The sequence below is a fragment of the Sporosarcina sp. OR05 genome, from assembly GCF_041414805.1.
GTDB lineage: Bacteria > Bacillota > Bacilli > Bacillales_A > Planococcaceae > Sporosarcina > Sporosarcina saromensis.
This window is the reverse complement of sequence record NZ_JANKJL010000008.1, coordinates 47,953-62,745: the sequence shown is the minus strand read 5'-3', so window position 1 is coordinate 62,745 and position 14,793 is coordinate 47,953. Positions and strand designations below refer to the sequence as shown.

At 41.8% G+C, this 14,793-nt stretch carries 15 protein-coding genes; 2 read left to right on the top strand and 13 right to left on the bottom strand.

Going from position 1 to position 14,793, the window contains the following annotated elements; translation table 11 throughout:
• From NRI27_RS12460 to NRI27_RS12440, 5 genes are all read right to left on the bottom strand, one after another.
• Positions 1–705, bottom strand: a complete 705-nt coding sequence (locus tag NRI27_RS12460; RefSeq protein WP_371390975.1) for a carboxymuconolactone decarboxylase family protein — start codon at positions 703–705, stop codon at positions 1–3.
• A 4-nt stretch (positions 706–709) separates the two neighbouring features.
• On the bottom strand, positions 710–1,549 hold the full coding sequence (locus NRI27_RS12455; RefSeq protein ID WP_371390973.1) for an alpha/beta hydrolase: 840 nt from the start codon (positions 1,547–1,549) through the stop codon (positions 710–712).
• Positions 1,546–3,087, bottom strand: coding sequence for a 4-hydroxyphenylacetate 3-hydroxylase family protein (locus NRI27_RS12450; RefSeq protein ID WP_371391048.1), 1,542 nt, complete (start codon positions 3,085–3,087; stop codon positions 1,546–1,548). Before NRI27_RS12450 ends, NRI27_RS12455 begins: the two co-directional genes overlap by 4 nt.
• Before the next feature lie 173 nt (positions 3,088–3,260).
• Positions 3,261–3,725: a flavin reductase family protein gene (locus NRI27_RS12445; RefSeq protein WP_371390972.1), complete on the bottom strand. Its 465-nt coding sequence runs from the start codon at positions 3,723–3,725 to the stop codon at positions 3,261–3,263.
• Between the two features lie 832 nt (positions 3,726–4,557).
• Positions 4,558–5,682, bottom strand: a complete 1,125-nt coding sequence (locus NRI27_RS12440) for a glycerate kinase (RefSeq protein ID WP_371390971.1) — start codon at positions 5,680–5,682, stop codon at positions 4,558–4,560.
• A gap of 140 nt (positions 5,683–5,822) precedes the next feature.
• Here NRI27_RS12440 and NRI27_RS12435 point away from each other — a divergent pair, with 140 nt between their 5' ends.
• Entirely contained in the window at positions 5,823–6,902 is a 1,080-nt protein-coding gene (locus NRI27_RS12435) for a CdaR family transcriptional regulator (protein WP_371390970.1), read from the top strand.
• Positions 6,903–7,459: 557 nt separating this feature from the next.
• On the opposite strand, the gene NRI27_RS12430 is transcribed toward NRI27_RS12435, so the two are convergent.
• The 4 genes from NRI27_RS12430 to NRI27_RS12415 all read right to left on the bottom strand — a co-directional run bounded on the left by NRI27_RS12430 (position 7,460) and on the right by NRI27_RS12415 (position 9,607).
• Positions 7,460–7,750, bottom strand: a complete 291-nt coding sequence (locus NRI27_RS12430; protein WP_371390969.1) for a hypothetical protein — start codon at positions 7,748–7,750, stop codon at positions 7,460–7,462.
• 59 nt (positions 7,751–7,809) lie between these two features.
• Entirely contained in the window at positions 7,810–8,100 is a 291-nt protein-coding gene (locus tag NRI27_RS12425) for a hypothetical protein (protein ID WP_371390967.1), read from the bottom strand.
• A 223-nt stretch (positions 8,101–8,323) separates the two neighbouring features.
• On the bottom strand, positions 8,324–8,614 hold the full coding sequence (locus NRI27_RS12420; protein ID WP_371390966.1) for a hypothetical protein: 291 nt from the start codon (positions 8,612–8,614) through the stop codon (positions 8,324–8,326).
• A gap of 756 nt (positions 8,615–9,370) precedes the next feature.
• Positions 9,371–9,607: a glutaredoxin family protein gene (locus tag NRI27_RS12415; RefSeq protein WP_371390965.1), complete on the bottom strand. Its 237-nt coding sequence runs from the start codon at positions 9,605–9,607 to the stop codon at positions 9,371–9,373.
• A 90-nt stretch (positions 9,608–9,697) separates the two neighbouring features.
• On the opposite strand from NRI27_RS12415, the gene NRI27_RS12410 reads away from it, so the two are divergent.
• Positions 9,698–10,438 carry an MBL fold metallo-hydrolase gene (locus tag NRI27_RS12410; protein ID WP_371390964.1) on the top strand — a complete coding sequence of 247 codons (741 nt, stop codon included), beginning with the start codon at positions 9,698–9,700 and terminating at the stop codon, positions 10,436–10,438.
• Positions 10,439–10,567: 129 nt separating this feature from the next.
• Here NRI27_RS12410 and NRI27_RS12405 read toward each other — a convergent pair whose 3' ends face one another.
• The 4 genes from NRI27_RS12405 to NRI27_RS12390 form a co-directional block, all read right to left on the bottom strand.
• Positions 10,568–11,611 carry a PepSY domain-containing protein gene (locus NRI27_RS12405; protein WP_371390963.1) on the bottom strand — a complete coding sequence of 348 codons (1,044 nt, stop codon included), beginning with the start codon at positions 11,609–11,611 and terminating at the stop codon, positions 10,568–10,570.
• 253 nt (positions 11,612–11,864) lie between these two features.
• Entirely contained in the window at positions 11,865–12,605 is a 741-nt protein-coding gene (locus NRI27_RS12400) for a PepSY domain-containing protein (protein ID WP_371390962.1), read from the bottom strand.
• 45 nt (positions 12,606–12,650) lie between these two features.
• Positions 12,651–14,009, bottom strand: a complete 1,359-nt coding sequence (locus NRI27_RS12395; RefSeq protein WP_371390960.1) for a sensor histidine kinase — start codon at positions 14,007–14,009, stop codon at positions 12,651–12,653.
• Complete coding sequence (locus tag NRI27_RS12390) at positions 13,993–14,700, bottom strand: response regulator transcription factor (protein ID WP_371390959.1); 708 nt, start codon at positions 14,698–14,700, stop codon at positions 13,993–13,995. The genes NRI27_RS12395 and NRI27_RS12390 overlap by 17 nt, the downstream gene beginning before the upstream one ends.
• Positions 14,701–14,793 lie beyond the last annotated feature (93 nt).

Here is a 14,793-nt window from a genome sequence, read left to right as displayed (position 1 = left end):
TCACCCTCCAACGGTCAACCAATCACTCGTCTCAAACCATGCAGGAATTCCAGCGGTCAATAAACAGATCAAACCAACTTCTACTAATTCATCTTCCGTCGCGCCAAGTGCTCGAGCGCGTTCAAACCACTCTGCAGATTCAAACCCTTGTAGCTCCGCGCAATAAATCCCAACCATCAGCATCGCTTTCATTTTCGAACCGACAATTCCACTTTCTAACAGAAGCTCCTTACGTCGGTCGCCAACCATTCCTAACACATCTCTTATATAAGATGTATCTTCGTCCTTGCTAATGGATAGCAAGTAGCTGAGCAGTTCATCCATTGATGCATAATCAGACAAGTGTTCATTCCGTGTCCCTTGTAAAGAGAGCGCATACCTGATCGCTTGAATGCCTGTTTGAACCGATTTCGATCCTCCGTACACATAAGGAACTAACAAAAATTCAGCAAGTTCAAGAACAGTTGCACCACCATCGACTGCCCCTTTAGTGTGATACACCATACTTCGTTCGTAGCATCTTGCTGCATTGATGCCCACAAGCAAAAGGTCTTTATCTTTTGTCGATAATGCACCGTCCTGCATGATTGTGCTTCGCAAATTCGTGTAGTGGTCAAGTGCCTCAGGACGGTAATTATGCATTTTCCTTACCCATTCAGGTACAACACCATACACTTCCTTGAAGTAATTCAACCCATCACTCATTTACCTACACCTCCTTCAAAAACGTTTGAATGGTTTCGATAATCGCAGCCTGTTTGGTAAACATCATCGTATAGTGATTGCAATCCGATGTGTATGTTACGAGTTTTGGTGTAGCTTGTATCGTCTCTTCAAAATCCTGTCTTTCGAAAAAAGGTGGGAATGGACCGATGTTTCCAGTTGCCTGAACGAGCAACGTACTACAGTTCACTGCCGACAGCACTTCCTTTGGGTTGAATGAATAAAAACTATCAAAGTCCTCTTGAATGCATTGACCAAAAGACTTATGCACCCACAAATTGTCGACTTCATGTATGTCATATTCCACGATTTCTTGCACAGCATCCGTCCACTCAATACCTAATTGGCCGTATATATGTCGGACCTCTTCTACATATGCTTGCTTCGTTTCATACGTTTTCTGTAATCGACCAAGTGAAGGCTTTACAATTGCCTGTTGTCGTTCAGACATGCGAGCAGCCCCGTCCAGGAGAATAAGTCCTTTCACAGTCTCCAATTCGCTCGCAACAATCGCAGAAATGAAGGCCCCCATCGAGTGCCCTAGCAAAATTGGATTTTGAATAGCTAAGTGTTCAATCAAGTCCTTCACATCCTGCGCATGCGTAAAGATAGAGGGGACGTCACCCATCCCCGCACTATTTCCCCTTCCTCTCAAATCGATGGAAATGAAACGATACTCTCCTTGCAATGCCTCGGCATAATGATGAAAGTTTTTGTGCGTACCGGTTAAGCCATGAAGGGCAAGGATCGTCCCCTTTTCACCTGGATAATCCGCAACTTGAAAGTGTTTGCCTGCTCGTTCAATTGTGTATAATTGGCACGTCATTTTTTGAAATAACTCACATCATCGGGATTGATCCACGTGTCGTTCGTCCACCCGTTAATGTCGTAGTCGTTCATACATTCTTCAGCGAACTTCTCGAACTGATCCGCTTGCCCGCTCATATTCGCGACGACCAAGTTTTCAAGTCGGATATTTTCGTGGTTTCCTGAATAATTCCGCTCGTATAATTCGTGCCTGCCGCCATATTCCGTACCGATAACATCCCACAGCAACTTAATGAGTTTGATTTTCTCTTCCGCATTAACCCCATAAGAGCCTCTATATAATTTATCTAACAGTGGACGTAGTTCAGGATTTTGGAAATCCTTTGCACTAGACGGTTGAGCAATTAAACTTCCTGCAACGACATTCTCAATAATCTCCTTCACGCGCGGCCACCCTTCGGACATGAACATCCGGTAGGCCAAACCATAATTCAAATTCGGAAGCTTTGAACCGTTTCTTCCTTCATCTGGATTGAGCGCCATTGCGTCACTTAATGCCCAGAACATATTCTTCCAAGCAAGCACTTCTCCGACATTCACTTGTACACCACGGAATTGGTCAGACCCGTTCATCTTCACCGCTTTCAGCAATAAACCGGAAACAAAATCGAGTTTAACTGCAAGACGTGTCACGCCATGGAAGGTGAAACGATTCAAGAATCCACTTTCTGCGAAGAAATTGTTCACTTTCTCCACATCTTTATAAATAATGATGTTCTCCCACGGAATGAGCGCATTATCAAAAATGAGGACAGAGTCGTTTTCATCAAATCGACTGCTCAATGGATAGTCAAACGGGCTACCCATTACAGCGGCATTCATTTCATAAGAAGCCCTACTCACAAGCTTCACACCAGGCGTGTCCATTGCAGCGACGAAAACGAGCGCGAACTCTTCTTTTTGAATAGGTGCTGCACCATAGTGCGCGACAAAATTATAATTCGTCAATGCAGAACCCGTCGCCACCATTTTCGCTCCGCTAACGATGACCCCCTGATCCGTCTCCCCAACAGCTCGGACAAAAATATCCGAAACCGCCTCTAATGGCTTATGCCGATCGACTGGTGGATTAATGATGGCATGATTGAAAAACCAGTTCCGTTCCTGCGCTTCCTTATACCAACGACGTGCATTATCCGCATACTTTCCGTAGTACTCCGGATCCGCCCCAAGCGTTGCAAGGAATGCCGCTTTATAATCCGGCGACCTACCCATTTGCCCATACGTCATGCGTGCCCATTGTGCAATGGCATCACGCGAAGCTAACAAATCTTCTGCACTCTTGTCCACACGGAAATATTTCTGTGTAAAGCCCCCGTTCCCCGTATCCGTCTCAACTGTCAAAACCTCTTTTGTCTTTTCATCATGGAGGGCATCATACAACCGAGCGATTGACCTCGCTGCATTGCGAAATGCCGGATGCGTCGTCACATCCTTCACCTTCTCACCATGCAACCAAATCTCCCGCCCATCTTTCAAACTTTCCAAGTACTCTTTCCCCGTTAACGGCAATAACGTTTTTTGTTCTTGTTGAATTTTCAACCAATCATCCTCCTTGTCCCATTACAACCATTCGTATGCTTGTCTAAGGGGAAACATGCGGGGGAGAAAATAAAAAAGACTAGCTTCTCGGCAATGGATCGTACCGAAAACTAGTCTTGTGATATGAAACTAACCACTAGAATAATCATATCGAATCTACTTCTTAGTTATAGAGGTTCAATTGTAGCAAACTTCCCTCCAAAATATCCTAGAGGCGCGCCATCTTCATATTCAAACCTCTTCACTTTCCCGACAAATAACACATGATCGCCACCATCGTACTCTGCCCACGGTTCACATTCGATATATGCAAGTGAGTCTTTGATACGGGTATCATCCCATTCAAATGGCGGTACATCTAAAGGGCGACCCGCAAAATGCATTGCCGTGTCTTGTTGGGATTCTCTGAGAATGTTGATTGTAAACGCATTGTTTTGTAGATATGGCAATGCCCGCGTCCGCCGATCTACAGAAACAAGCACTAATGGCGGTTGCAACGACACCGATGTGAATGAATTCACCGTGAACCCATGCTTCCCCTCTCCATGTTCACACGTCACAACCGTCACACCTGTCGCAAATCTCCCAAAACAATTCCGCAGCTCCCGCACATCCGTCGTTACTTCATTCATCGTATCCTCTCCATTCAAGTAGGTTCTGGACAACTCTTCCTTACCTTATGCAATGAAAATAGGTGAGTATGCTGATGTGGAGTGTTTATTATGCTGGGGCATTCTACTATTAGGTCGGCCAATTCGGTTATCACCGCTCATTGGCTATTTATCACCGCTCGTGAGGAGTTTATCACCGCTTGTGACGACTTTATAACCGCTTAAACTGCTTTTATCACCATTCATCCAGTTATTTACAGATTTTCACCCCTAAATCGAACAGATTCGACGGAATACAACCAGCCAATCGAGGTGGAAATGTGTTATCACCGATTCGGAGGGGGTTATCACCGATTCTAAGTACTTTATCACCGATTCGAGAGACTTTATCACCGTCTCACCAAGTTCACTCTATATATGAAACAAATTCCCAGCGGACAACAGCTTCTACTATGGAGGGAAGGCTTTAATAATTAGTTTTGATCCGTTAATCACTCTGCCGTATGCGACTAAGTTGAATGCAAACGTGGTTATCACCGCTCGTGGGAAGTTTATCACCGCTTAACGATCGTTTATCACCGCTTAAACTACTTTTATCACCACTCAACCAGTTATTTACAGATATTCACCACTAAATCGAACAGATTCGACGGAATACAACCAGCCAATCGAGGTAGGATTGCGTTACCACCGATTCTAGACGGTTTACCACCGTTTCGGAGCACTTTACCACCGATTCCAGGCAGTTTACCACCGTTTCGACCTACTTTACCACCGATTCAAGCGACTTTACCACCGTCTCACCAAGTTAACTCATATTTGAAATATATATTAATTCTATAGGGGCCTCATACTAAGAATAACTCTCCATCACTTTTCTAGTCTTTTCTTTCAAGCAATCAAACGCATTCGCCACTGCTTCTTCAACTGTAAGACCATCATCCATAATTGCATGTACTTCTGTAAACAAAGGGATCAACAATTGTCGGCTTTCTTCATCCACCGCACCAGAGATTAGAATGACCGGCTTCCCTTTCTGTTGTGCCGCTTTTGCAATTCCGAAAGGCGTTTTGCCCGATAAGGTCTGCCTATCTGTTTTTCCTTCGCCTGTAATAACTAAATCAGCATCCTCTACAGCTTCATGAAAACCGATTGCATCCAACACGACGTCAATGCCTTGCTTCATCTCACCGTTGAAAAATGCTTGGAATACGCCTCCAGCTCCCCCGGCAGCTCCAGCCCCTTCTTTGCAATGAAGCGCGATACCCCTTTCCCTTTCAATCACATCTGCAAAAAGAGACAAATTTCGATCAAGTTCTTCCACAACTGAAGAAGTTGCTCCTTTTTGCGGCCCGAACACGTAAGAGGCACCATTCTGACCAACAAAAGGATTTTTAACGTCACTCGCAATTAAAAACGCACTATCTCTAATCCGACCATCCCAATCTGTATCATCAATAGAATATAAATCCTTGAGTGCACCTCCCCCTTTCGTCAAGTCACGACCATATTCATCCAATAAACGCATACCTAATGCTTGAAGAATTCCTGCGCCCCCATCATTTGTTGCACTTCCTCCAAGGCCGATAATGAATTTCCGGTATCCACTATCAATCGCATGTGCAATCAATTCTCCCGTTCCATATGAAGAAGCTCTCAATGGATCCTTTTCATCATCAACCAACCGCGTAAGACCCGAAGCTTCGGCGATTTCAATGACACATGTTTCTTTATCCCCAAGAATCCCATAAGTCGCTACAATTGGTCTCCCGAGTGGATCTTCAACGGTTACAGATGTGTATGTACCATTCGTCGCGTCAACTAAGCTCCTCATCGTCCCTTCTCCGCCATCTGCAGCAGGCAAAAGTATTGTTTGGCTCGTCGGTACCGCTTCTTGCACACCAATCGCCATCGCCCGAGCGGCTTCGATTGCCGTTAAACTTCCTTTGAATGAATCAGGTGCCAAAATCACCTTCATCCTTAGCACCTCCTACTTGCACTTCAATGCGAATAAAGCGCTTGCATTTAATTATATGTTCTGAAATTAAAAATACATTATACTTGCTGTATAAGTTACATTTGATTTTCAGCAAGAATTTTATACAAGGGGTTGTGGATTTGATTACAAAAAAGCTTGCGGAGGAAATTGTCCAGCAAACAATGGTTCGTTTGAATCGGAACTTGAATGTGATGGATACGAATGGCATGATTTTGGCATCGGGGGAAGCGGAGCGTATTGACCGTATTCATGAAGGCGCAGCATATGTCGCAAAAACGAAGGTACCACTATGGATCACAGACGACAACATGAAAGATTGGCATGGCACGAAGCCTGGCGTTAACATGCCCGTTTATTACAAAGAGCAACTAGTTGGTGTCATTGGCATTACAGGAACGCACGATGAATTAAAGGATGTTGCAACACTTGTTCAATTAACAACAGAAATGATGATTCATCAATCGTTCATTACATCTGAAGTGGAATGGAAGCGGAAAATGAAAGAGCTGATCTTTGAAGAATTAATCGAAATCGGTCCACTATCAACAATCGTTGTCGATCGATTATCCGCATTGAATTTTAAGATGACCGGTCCTTTTCTGACGATTTTGGTCCAAACAAAGGACCTCCAACAATTTCCACTACGATTGACGGAAAGTATAGAGGAATTATTTGAAAGAAAAACTGCCTTACTAGGTCACTCACAATTTAATCAATTATTTATCGTACTGTCCGATGTAAAATCAAGCGTTTTAGAACGTAAAATCATGAAGATCCATCAGTTATTGCATACAGATCATTCCGTCGAAATCGGTGTCGGCCTATACGTAGAAGATTTAAAAGATATTAAGCACTCCTATGAAACAGCTAAACTTGCACTGACTTATGGCAATGCCCATGAATCAATCCATTATTACGATGCTATTGAACTAATCGCCTTACTAAAAACCGTATCTGCACCGATGAAGGAACGATTAAGCAAGCGCGTCTTGGCGGGGTTAAACGACCAATTAATTGATACACTAGAAGCATTTTTCGAAAATGACATGGTTATCGGATCAACTGCTGATGCGCTCACCATCCATCGGCACACATTGACATACAGATTAAGGAAAGTCAAAGAGCTGACAACTCTTGACCCAGTCCGATTTCAAGACGCTCTACTTTTTTATATTGCAATTATCTTGAGGAAGGCATGACAGTTCCATGGTAAATTTGATAAGCATTAACTGTTTTATCGGCAACATCTAAACATGTTCATCGCCTATCCATTGCCGTTGTTCCACCAACTTAGGAGGACTCACTGTTTGGCTACCAAAAAGAAAAAGAGCAATGCACCCAACAAACGGTACATTGCTTTTCATATGATCAACTATTTGGAACAGTATTCAAGAAAAGTGTAGTCATTAATTAAAATATCCCGTCATCCATCGGAATGCGAAAAGGGCTGCGACAACAATGGTAGAGCGGCCGAAACTTTTAGAAGATATTTGTTCCTCTTTCCTACCCTTTGCAACTACGTGACCAATGGCCAATATAAGCACCGGTACCCCCGTAATTAAAATAATCGGTTTATATATAGCTTCTAATAGAGGGGAAGTGACCTCTCTGTGATCGAAAAAAAAGATTAAAACCGTCGTAGCTATTGAGATGGTAGCTAGTATACCTATGAGCCATTTTGCAGTTGAGTAATTCAATATAGATACCCCTCATTCTCAAGAAAAGATAGATGGATTGGGCTTATTGTAAAACTTCTTTAATTAAAATATCCCGTCAACCAACGGAATGCGAAAAGGGCTGCGATTACGACGGCAGAACGACCGAGGGTTTTGTTCGATATTTTATCTTCCTTTTTCCCCCGCGCAATCAGAAGACCGATGATCAACAGAAGCGCCGGTAGCCATGTTAGAAAGACAAGTGGTACAAATACATCGACGAAAAGGGAAGGCAAAATCCCCTTTTCATCCATGAAAAAGTAGGTTGCAATAATCAATAAACCGATTGTAAATAATATTCCTATGAGCCATTTTGCAGTTGAGTAATTCAATATAGATACCCCTCATTTTCAAGAAAAGATAGATGGATTGGGCTTATTGTAAAACTTCTTTAATTAAAATACCCCGTCAACCAACGGAATACGAAAAGTGCAGCGATTACGACGGCAGAACGACTGAGGGTTTTGTTCGATATTTTATCTTCCTTTTTCCCCCGCGCAATCAGGAGTCCTATGATCAAAAGAAGCACTGGAAACAATGAAATGAAAACAATCGGTTTAAATAAAGTCTCAAAAAGCGGAGGTACGCTCCCGTTTTGATCCAATATATACAACAAAGCAATTGTTCCAAAACCAATCGTAGATAATATGCCTATCAGCCATTTTGCGGTTGAGTTGTTCATTTTTGATACCTCTCATACTCATATATCCAGGATGGATTTGTTTTACTGTGAATGATTCTACCACTTTTCGATTTTAGTCAATCCTTTATACCCTCTCTAGCCTGAACGTCGGAATCATTTACTTTATCGGTAATAGATTAAGATTCCTGGCCAGAATTCCTATTTTTAGTTGCCCCTAAAACATTCACGCCCTTTCGGATTAACCCGGCATAAATTTCAAAATCTATCTCATAAACGTTACGAATGTCCTAAAAGCAATTAAGCAAATTAGAATGACAAATGCATTTAGGAAGTTGTGTCTAGTGATCTTTTCTTCATTTTTAGAAGTAGCCAAAATACTTGCCAGTAACAAAAATACTGTAGGAAATAACGTAACCATCATAAGCGGCTTGATGATTAGAGCTAAAAATGGAATCATCATGTCTTTTTCATCCAGATAAAAATAAGTTGTTATTGAAACAGTAGCAACAACTCCTAATATAATCGCCAACCCTCTTGCTGTTGAAAACTTCACCTAAATCTCACCTACACAATCTTTTAAAGTAAACCGAGGAAGGTTAGGGATCTACAATGGAAGATTTCCCTGCTAAAAAAATGCCCAATGATATAGTGAACGGCATTATTGAAAGTTCCCTCTGTCGGCCTTGGATTTCCTTCATCTTTTCGCCAGCACCTCAAGCAATAGTATCTTCTGTTAAGACGCTAGTTTTCCAGGTTAATTTATAATACTCGTTTGTATGTATATGATTACCATTGTGCTTTTTCGTTGTCAAAGAAATGTATAAGTATATTTCCTATCATGCAGGAGAATAGGCATTAGGTATAAAGCCTACAAAATGCAACTTGCTATTTTTCCACTACTCAAACTTTTATATAAAGCTCTTAATTGATATAGATATAAGAATTTATTCTCAGAAAATGTAACAGCAATTCACGCAATTAAGGTCTTTTGATTCATTTTTAAACGAATCAACGTAAATATCTTGAACTAACACTGTTAGATCTCTAATTGTGTACATGCTATTTGATTAGTATATAAATTAATCCACACAAAATTCTTCATAAAAAAATCCCCCATCGACAACTAACGAGTCGATGCGGGGAGAGCTAATTCATCCATTCCATTATCACGAGAAATACACCTGTCAGAAACAGTGCGACATGACCAATACAAATCTTAGGGAAGAGTCTTTTATTGATCTCTTCTTCCATTGCCACGGGAGTTTCCACAGAACAAGATTTGCAAAAGCGTGAGGGCTTTTTCAATTGCTTACCCTTGTAAAGCATCTTGCACGGCTGCAGGATCGAAGCCCAAAATCCATTTTCCATTTAGTTCAGTTTGCGGAACACCCATTTGTCCTGTTGTTTCCACAAGTTTTTGGGCAGCCTGTTGGTCATGCTGTACGTTCACTTCACGATATTGAATGTTTTGTTCATCTAAATAATCTTTCATCATTGTGCAATACGGGCACGTTGATGTAGTGTAAACTGTAGCGATAGTTGCCATTTTGACATCTCCCTTTTGTTTAGGTTCTACCTGTATTTTATACCCCGTACGGTATAAAAGCAAGCACATTGTTTATGGAGGTTTTTACACATGAAAGTTATTCCGATTGGTATTTGGGGCGGTTTTCCGAAAGCAAATGGGGCCACTTCATCCTTTTTACTTGAGCATGATGGGTTTCATTGTCTTGTGGACTGCGGGAGCGGCGTTCTAGCCTCGTTGCAAAATCATCTCCCATTGGAAGCATTGGATGCTGTTGTCATCAGTCATTATCACGCAGATCATATTGCAGATATCGGCAGTTTGCAGTATAGTCGCCTCATTAATTTTTATCTCGGTCAACCTTCTTCGGTGTTGCCTATTTACGGTCATGACAAGGATCGTGAGCATTTTGAAAAGCTTTCTTATAAAGAACGAACGGTTGGAGTTGCTATTCAAGAAACGGATATCGTGCAAATCGGACCATTTGAAGTGTCATTTTGTGAGACGACTCATCCGGTCTACTGCTTAGCAATGAAGTTCCAAGTAGCTGGACGATCCGTTACGTTCACGGCAGATACTGAATGGCGGGACGAGTTAGTTGCGTTTGCGAAAGGAACGGATTTATTAGTAAGCGAAGCGAATTTGTACGAAGAGCACCTCGGGAAAGCGCCTGGACATATGGCCGGCAGTGAAGCGGGTAAACTCGCAAAATTGGCTGAGGTGAAACAATTAGTGTTGACACATTTGCCCTTACACGGCGAACCCAGAGACGTTTTACAGGCTGCAAAAGTAGTGTTTGAGGGACCAGCTGAACTTGCCGAAGTCGGTAAAACTTACGAATTAAATGCATAAAGACGTTTCTCCTGTCTCATTAAAACAAGCGGACAGTATGGCAGCTGTCCGCTTGTTTGCTTCACAGTCAGTATGGCGTCTGACCGTGTCTATAATAAAGTGTTTTTATGTTTAAGTTGTTACATTGTATTACTCTTCATCTTTTTCAAATGAAAGAATTGCACCTGTGTATGCATCGATTTTCAATTCATACTCGATGTCTCCATCTTCCATTTCAACTTCGTACACGTTGCCGTCTAATTCAAATTCCGTGACAACACCCGTTGCTTTTTGTTTAGCGATTGCAAGCACTTGCTCCTTTGTAAGCTTTGTCCTTTTGGCCACCGGTTGACTTTGTTCAGCCTTCACTTCTTGCTTTACAGGTGTAGTTTGAACGACTTGTAAAGAATGATTCGTTACGTTTTGTTTAGTAGCTTCAACTTTAGGAACAGTGTCATTTTTCGCTGTACGGTAACGATCCTTTTCGAAGTTGAGCACTTCTCCAGTCGCTGCATCTAGATCGATTTCATACTCAAACTCATCGTCTTTTATTTCAATTTCATAGACTTTACGATTGTCGTCTGAATCGAGCTCGATTTTTTCAACAGTACCGTTCGCCTTCTTTTTTGCAATGGTGAGCGCTTCTTCTTTCGTCAACAACTTTTCGGGCTGAGCGTGCTCATCGTCATTATCAAGAGCCTCTTTGTCGAACTTGATGACTTCACTAGTAATCGCATCTACTTTTACTTCGTATTCAAATTTTTCATCTTCCAATTCAATATCATAATAGTGGAGATTATCGTCTTTATCTAACTCGATGTCCTTTACAATAGCATTTACCATACCTTTTGCAATGGCTACTGCTTGCTCTTCCGTAATCATCTTGTCAGTCCATTTTGTGTCAGTAGACTTCTCAACAATGACTACTTCTCGTGACAACGCATTTACATGTAATTCATATTCGACGCCTTTCGCAACAGCGTCCACTTCGTACACATAGCGTGCACCTTCTTGTTCCAGTTCAATTTCTGTAACAATTCCACCTACTTTTTTCTCAGCTAGCTCTTTCGCTTCCTTCAATGAAATCAATTGATCCTTTGAAGCAACACTTGCAGGTACAGAATCACTTGCCATCGCAACCCCACCGATGGCGATTACCCCAGCCATCGCCGGAATCAACATCCATTTGTTCATCCATTATCTCCTCCTTATCCTTGTTATCTTCATCTTATCCAACGAACATGAGAGGAGATTGAGAGGATTATTAGAAGTTCATGAGAATCATACTAGTAACTGCTCCTTCATTGTTGTAGGCGTTTTTGTACAAATATGAAAGGCCCAGATTAATAAATAAAAATCGCGAGCAACCAAATGTAAAGAACCTTGGTTGCACGCGATTTCAATTTTCACTTCATTCATACATCCGACATACTTATGTGCGGATCCATTATTCATCCCACGAAACAGTCATCACTGCACCTGTAATAGCATGTATTTGATAGGTTACTTCATCTAAATCATCATCCGTATCAATGTCAATCTGCACTAAATAATAGCCGCCATTTTCCGTTTCTTTGTAATCGACGTCATCGACTTCACCGACCATGCCGGCAGGTAATTGAGTCATACCAATGTTGGCGGCTTGCTGCTCTGAGATTAACACTGGCTTTTTTGGAGGTGTAGTCGGTTTGTTTGACGGTTTTGATTCAGTTGTCGTTTTACCTGTATTAGTTTTCGAAGACGTTGTGTCATTCGTATCAGATTTGTTTTTATCAGATGTTACAGGCGGTTTCTCTGTCACCTGTTCTTTTTCAGGTAACGGGTCTTCAGTCTTTTCTGACATACCCCCTGTAACCGCGTCTTTTTCTTTATCATCCTGCTCTGCTTTAGTAACATCTGTATTTACGGACTCTTTCGTTTGAATAAGGGAAAGCACTTTACCCGTTCCCGCGTCCACTTCAACTGCATATTCTGCGCTTCCCTTAATGACATTTGCCGTGTAAACGGAACCTTGTAATTGTAGATCTTCAATCTCGCCTTGATAAATCAGCGTCAACTGTTTTTGAATTTCATTTTCTGATAACGTATTCGCTTTTGTCAGCTTTCCAGCTGTATAAAGCTGTCCACCAACGATAATGACAACCGTTAAAATAATCGGTATGAACCAAGGTTTTTTCCATATTCTCATGCAAAAAGCCTCCTTTTTATCATCTTACCGAAGGAACATTAAAATTCACTGAGAATCCTCTCTCTTATTTGGAATGAACACACGTATACACGTCCCCATACCCACTACACTTTCTATGGACAAATTCGCTCCTAAACCGTCGGCAATCTCTTTCGCTATGGAAAGGCCTAATCCTGTTCCACCTGTTTTACGGCTCCTATCCGAATCGACCCGATAAAAACGATCGAACAAATGCGGTATATCTTCTTTAGGTATTCCTTTTCCATAATCCTTCACAGTCACTTCTACACCGTTCGACTGGTCATTGATAGATGCAACAATTTCCCCATCGCTATATTTCCTTGCATTATCAAGCAATATGAACAACAGCTGTTTCACATACTTTCCATCTGTCTCCACGTAATATTGTTCATCCGCCTCAATTTGAATGTCTCTTCCATACGCTTGTCGCAGAGGTTTGACAACATCTTCTACCAATTGGTTCACATTCGTATCCACAAATTCAAATGCCTGCGCTTCATTACTTTTCGCTAAGTCAAGCATTTGTGTGATCATTTCTTTCATACGTCCCGTTTCTGAAAGAATGGCAGCTAATGCCTCGTCCACTACTTCGCGGTTTTCAAGCCCGCGTCTTATTAACAGGCTTGCATAGCTTTCGATCACCGTCAAAGGTGTTTTCAGTTCATGCGAAGCATTGGATACGAATTGTTCTTGCTTGTTATAGTTCTGTTCCAATTCTTCCATCATTTCATTGTACGTCCGTTCCATCTGCGCCAGTTCATCTTTTCCGTCCACGTTCTCATTAATCTTTTCAAACTTGCCCGATTGCCGATTACTTGTCATCGTCTGGATAAGTTTTTCAATCGGCTGAGTCACAATTTTTCCTAACGTCACACTCGATAACACGATTAAAATCATGGCAAACGCCGTAACGCCAATTAATACGAACTTTAGCACGCGCAGATTTTCTTCAACATCCGTTAACAACTGTGTAATTTCTAGTGTCACCACTTCACCCGTCGGCCAGATTATGGGCATCGTGATGGATAATGCTTCAATTCCTTTAAAATCTCGAATGACAAAAGGATCATCAGCATTCGTACGGTCACCAATCTTTCCAAGCCCCTCTACTGATTGAACAATGGTAATTGCTTTATTTGCACTGTCCGTTATCGTTACCGCACTATTTGCCGGGATGGTAGCCCGTATAACGATTACCGCATCCTCTTCTGTTGCCGTTTGACTTAATGCCGTGGTTAAATTATTCGACCGACTTAACAATTGGTGGTATTCCGTGTTATGTGACATTCTTTCAAACAGAAAATAAATAAGAACATTCGCCAACACCAGGATAATAAACATCAACAACGTCGAGAAGACATGGATTTTATTTTTCAGCTTCATGGATCGGTTCCTTTAATGCATAGCCGACGCCTCGCACCGTTTGAATGAGCGAAGGACCGTCTTGCATGTCTATTTTCTTGCGGACATACCGTATGTATACATCGACAACATTTGTATCACCGAAATAATCATAGCCCCAAACTGCATCTAATAATTGTTCACGCGAAAGAACCTGATTTGGATGACGCAGGAGATGAAGCAAGAGATCGTATTCCCTTGGCGTCAGCTCAATCAATTCGCCGTTCCGCTTCACTTCGCGTGATTGTTCATGTATAGACAAGCCCGCAAACTCATGGAAAAATTCATCTTTTACAACCGCTTTTTTCTGTGATGAACGAATTGCAGATCGGATTCGTGCAAGTAACTCATCAATTTCAAAAGGCTTTGTTACATAATCATTTGCCCCTAAGTCAAGACCCGTCACTTTATCTTTTACATCACTTTTTGCGGTCAATAAAATAACAGGCGTCTCTCCTTCCGTCGCCCGAATCCTTTTTAACACATCCAGTCCGTTCAACCCCGGTAACATTAAATCCAAAAGCACAAGGTCCCATTCCTGTTCCCGAAATTTAATAAGACCATCCGTCCCAGTATGAGCAGTGCCGACTGCATACCCTTCAAACTCCAGCTCCAATTGAAGAACACGTGCAATACTTTCTTCGTCCTCGATCACTAATATTTGCTCTTTCAAGTCGATCACCTGCTACTTTTTTATTTTATTCTATCAGAAAATTTAGGGTGGAGAAAATAAATAAGGTAATGGAGGTAGAGGAGTCTTGTCGCG

What these genes read in the sequence shown, in the direction of transcription:
- NRI27_RS12400 (WP_371390962.1), bottom strand. Translation starts at nt 12,605, where the DNA reads ATGAGAATATGGAAAAAACCTTGGTTCATACCGATTATTTTAACGGTT.
- NRI27_RS12440 (WP_371390971.1), bottom strand. Translation starts at nt 5,682, where the DNA reads ATGAAGGTGATTTTGGCACCTGATTCATTCAAAGGAAGTTTAACGGCA.
- NRI27_RS12405 (WP_371390963.1), bottom strand. Translation starts at nt 11,611, where the DNA reads ATGAACAAATGGATGTTGATTCCGGCGATGGCTGGGGTAATCGCCATC.
- NRI27_RS12410 (WP_371390964.1), top strand. Translation starts at nt 9,698, where the DNA reads ATGAAAGTTATTCCGATTGGTATTTGGGGCGGTTTTCCGAAAGCAAAT.
- NRI27_RS12395 (WP_371390960.1), bottom strand. Translation starts at nt 14,009, where the DNA reads ATGAAGCTGAAAAATAAAATCCATGTCTTCTCGACGTTGTTGATGTTT.
- NRI27_RS12455 (WP_371390973.1), bottom strand. Translation starts at nt 1,549, where the DNA reads ATGACGTGCCAATTATACACAATTGAACGAGCAGGCAAACACTTTCAA.
- NRI27_RS12415 (WP_371390965.1), bottom strand. Translation starts at nt 9,607, where the DNA reads ATGGCAACTATCGCTACAGTTTACACTACATCAACGTGCCCGTATTGC.
- NRI27_RS12460 (WP_371390975.1), bottom strand. Translation starts at nt 705, where the DNA reads ATGAGTGATGGGTTGAATTACTTCAAGGAAGTGTATGGTGTTGTACCT.
- NRI27_RS12425 (WP_371390967.1), bottom strand. Translation starts at nt 8,100, where the DNA reads ATGAACAACTCAACCGCAAAATGGCTGATAGGCATATTATCTACGATT.
- NRI27_RS12445 (WP_371390972.1), bottom strand. Translation starts at nt 3,725, where the DNA reads ATGAATGAAGTAACGACGGATGTGCGGGAGCTGCGGAATTGTTTTGGG.